At 61.8% G+C, this 3,429-nt stretch carries 4 protein-coding genes and 1 pseudogene; 4 read left to right on the forward strand and 1 reads right to left on the reverse strand.

Annotated features, from left to right (window positions below; genetic code table 11):
- On the reverse strand, positions 1-714 hold a 714-nt coding region (locus FNJ84_RS21585; protein ID WP_255471373.1), incomplete at its 3' end, for a PhnD/SsuA/transferrin family substrate-binding protein.
- Positions 715-895: 181 nt separating this feature from the next.
- Between FNJ84_RS21585 and FNJ84_RS21590 the strand changes: the two genes are divergently transcribed.
- The 4 genes and pseudogenes from FNJ84_RS21590 (at position 896) to FNJ84_RS21605 (ending at position 3,424) form a co-directional block, all read left to right on the forward strand.
- Positions 896-1,219, forward strand: a complete 324-nt coding sequence (locus FNJ84_RS21590; protein WP_143795257.1) for a helix-turn-helix transcriptional regulator — start codon at positions 896-898, stop codon at positions 1,217-1,219.
- A pseudogene (locus tag FNJ84_RS21595) lies at positions 1,216-1,797 on the forward strand (arsenic resistance protein); the annotation flags it as partial. The gene FNJ84_RS21590 and the pseudogene FNJ84_RS21595, both read left to right, overlap by 4 nt.
- Positions 1,798-1,845: 48 nt before the next feature.
- Positions 1,846-2,562 carry an arsenical resistance protein ArsH gene (arsH, locus tag FNJ84_RS21600; protein ID WP_143795258.1) on the forward strand — a complete coding sequence of 239 codons (717 nt, stop codon included), beginning with the start codon at positions 1,846-1,848 and terminating at the stop codon, positions 2,560-2,562.
- Positions 2,563-2,636: 74 nt separating this feature from the next.
- Positions 2,637-3,424, forward strand: a protein-coding gene (locus tag FNJ84_RS21605) for an IS5 family transposase (protein ID WP_143795259.1) whose coding sequence is annotated in 2 segments (ribosomal slippage) — positions 2,637-2,976 and positions 2,976-3,424 — 789 coding nt in all. Because the reading frame shifts where the segments join, the coding sequence is not laid out codon by codon here.
- Positions 3,425-3,429: the final 5 nt, after the last annotated feature.

The following is a 3,429-nucleotide window of genomic DNA, read 5'->3' on the forward strand; positions in this document are numbered from 1 at the left end:
GTGCAGCAACCTCAGCGCGGCGCGGCCTTTTTCGGTCTGATCCAGTGCCAGCAGCGCCGATGCGCAGGCGGTGACCGCCGGTTCTTGCAAGCGGTCAGACCGGGCGACGAAAGGCGGAAAGCCCAGCCATTCCGATTTAGCGACGACTTTCGTGCGCCCGGTCAGGTTGGGCTCGACCGCGCTCAGGGCTTCCCAGACATAGCCGTCGACGCTGCCGGATCGGGTCAGCCCGCCCGCCACCGCGCGCACGACATTGCGGTGCCCGAAGGTAAAGATCGAACGTGAGAAGAACCGCTCGGGCGTTTCACCAAGACGCGCGAGGTTGGACGCCGTGACCAGATATCCAGAATTGCTGTCGGGATCGGAAAAGGCATGCGTGCCGCCTTTCAGCCCGTCCAGATCGGTCGCGTCGTCATCGACGCCGGCGATCAGATAGGATTGATAAAGCGGCTTCCCGTTCCAGACCGGTGCGCCCAGCAAGCTAAGCTCGGCGCTGTGCTGCAGATAGGGATAACCGCAGGTCCAGGCGGCATCGACCGAGCCGTCCAGCAAGGCGCCACTGATTTCCTGATAGGTGCGGCGCTGGACAAGTTCGATGTCCTGGCCCATCGCGACGGCCAGCGCCGATTGCAGGGCAGCGATCACCTCGGCATCGTTGTCCAGAAAAACCGGGGTCAGGGCAAAGCGGAAGGTGGCCTTGGTCTGCGCATTCACGCAAGGTGCCGCCAAAGTGACCGCACCCATTATCATCATTCTGCGAGAGACGAGCATTCCTCTCTCAACCCCCTGAACGTATTGGTCGCCCATGCCATACCTAGCATGGCGAAATCGAGGTTGCATATGCTCGAAGATATCGTTAATCGACGATTAACGATATTGAGATGAGTTTGAGGCGATGCAGAAAGATGAAGACACATTGGCCACGCTGGCCAAGGCTTTGGCGCACCCTGCCCGGATCCGCATACTGCGGCTGTTGCTGGCCAGGCCGGGCTGCATCGGTGGCACCATCGTGGATAAGGTAGGCTTGGCCCAGTCCACCGTCTCGGAACATCTGCGCATCCTCAAGGCGGCTGGCGTCATCACCGGCGAGATCGACGGCCCGCGCACCTGCTATGCGCTGAACCCGCAGACGCTTGGCCCGCTCGCCGGCTTCATTGCGACCCTGACCCCGCCACCGGGCGGCGCCTTCTGCCTGACCGACGAGGGAGCTTCGGCATGAGCCTGTTCGAGCGATGGCTGACCCTCTGGGTCTTTCTCTGCATCGTTGCCGGTATTGCCTTGGGAACGATGCTGCCGGGCCTGTTCGGGGTGCTGGCCGACCTGCAATTCGCGTCGGTCAACCTGGCGGTGGCCGTGCTGATCTGGGCGATGGTCTATCCGATGATGATCGCCATAGATTTCTCGGCGTTGAAGAATGTCGGCCAGACATCGAAAGGGCTGGTCGTCACGCTGACCATCAACTGGCTGATCAAGCCCTTTACCATGGCCCTGCTGGCGGTGCTGTTCTTCAAGCATCTCTATGCAGGCCTGACCACACCGACCGAGGCCGACCAGTACATCGGCGGTCTGATCCTGCTGGGTGCGGCGCCCTGCACGGCGATGGTCTTCGTCTGGTCGCAGCTCACCCGCGGCGACCCGAACTTCACGCTGGTGCAGGTCTCGGTCAACGACCTGATCATGGTGGTGGCCTTCGCGCCGATCGTCGCCTTCCTGCTGGGCGTCACCGATATTTCGGTGCCGTGGGAAACGCTGATCCTGTCGGTCATCCTTTACATCGTGATCCCGCTGATTGCGGGCTGACCAACGAGGACGGCGACGTGATCATCGACCGCGAGGGACATCGCCTTGTCTGAGACGCCCAATATCACCGACGACCTGTTCCCCGGCATCGACCGGGACCGGCTGCTGGCCCCGGCCACGACCACCCATCCGCCACGGATACTGATCCTTTATGGCTCGCTGCGGGCGCGCAGCTTCTCGCGCCTGTCGGCCGAGGAGGCCGGGCGCATCCTGACCCGACTTGGCGCCGAGGTGCGGTTCTTCAATCCGTCGGGCCTGCCGCTGGTGGATGACGGCGTCGATGCCAGCCATCCCAAGGTGGCCGAGTTGCGCCAGATGGTGACCTGGTGTGAAGGCATGGTCTGGTCCAGCCCCGAACGACACGGCGCCATGAGCGGGTTGATGAAGACGCAGATCGACTGGATTCCGCTGTCCGACGGCGCTGTCCGTCCGACGCAGGCCAAAAGGCTGGCCGTGATGCAGGTCTCGGGCGGCTCGCAAAGCTTCAATGCGGTCAATCAGATGCGCATCCTTGGCCGCTGGATGCGGCTGTTGACCATCCCCAATCAATCCTCGGTGCCGAAGGCGTTTCAGGAATTTGACGAGGCGGGTCGGATGCGCCCGTCGCCTCTTTACGACCGCATCGTGGACGTGATGGAGGAGTTGATCAAGTTCACCCTGCTGACCCGCGATCGCAAAGATTACCTGGTTGACCGCTATTCCGAGCGAAAGGAAAGCGCCGAGGCGCTGATGCAACGTGTGAACCTGAGCTCCGCGACCTGAGGCGGCGGAGTTAGGTCGTGTTGACAAAAGGGATTCCCCTTGGGCTTGGGGCATGATTCAAGCTGGCATCTGCGATGGAGACCAGCTTGGCACGAGACCTTATGTCGGACGAGGAGTGGGCGTTCTTTGAGCGCTTCATCTTCGCCGTCCGCGCCCCGAACGGGCGCAAGCCCACCAACCACCGCCTCGTTCTTGATGGCATATTCTGGATCGCACGCACCGGTGCGCCATGGCGGGACCTACCTGCCGAGTTCGGCAAATGGTCAAGCGTCTATCGGCAGTTCCGGCGCTGGACGCTGGCAGGCCTGTGGGAGGAAATCATGGATGCCCTGAACCAGAGCGGAGCCGTGCCAAGCGCCCTGCAAATGATCGACAGCACCGTGATCCGTGCCCACCATCAGGCAGCGGGCGCTAAAGGGGGACTCCGCGACAAGGTTTCGGCCGTTCTCGAGGTGGCTTTACGACCAAGATCCACCTTCTGGTCAACGCGCACGGGCTACCTATGAGAACAGAGATCACGCCGGGCCAGACGTCGGACTATCTCGGCTTCGATCTGGTGATGGTGGATAATCTGCCCCGCCCGAGCGTGCTGCTCGCAGATCGCGGCTACGATGCAGACAAGATCAGAGACGGCATGGAGGCGCGCAACGTCCTGCCCGTGATACCGATGCGCAAGTCCCGCAAAAAACGGATTGGTGTCGATCGTTCGCTGTATCGCCTGCGCAATCTGGTCGAACGCTGCTTCAACAAGCTCAAGAACGCCAGGCGTGTCGCGACCCGCTACGACAAGACGGCGGAAAGCTTTCTCGGCTTCATTGACATCACGTCGATCCGCCTCTGGCTCCGTCATTTGTCAACATGACCTAG

Source organism: Paracoccus sp. M683 (assembly GCF_007096355.1).
Classification (GTDB): domain Bacteria; phylum Pseudomonadota; class Alphaproteobacteria; order Rhodobacterales; family Rhodobacteraceae; genus Paracoccus.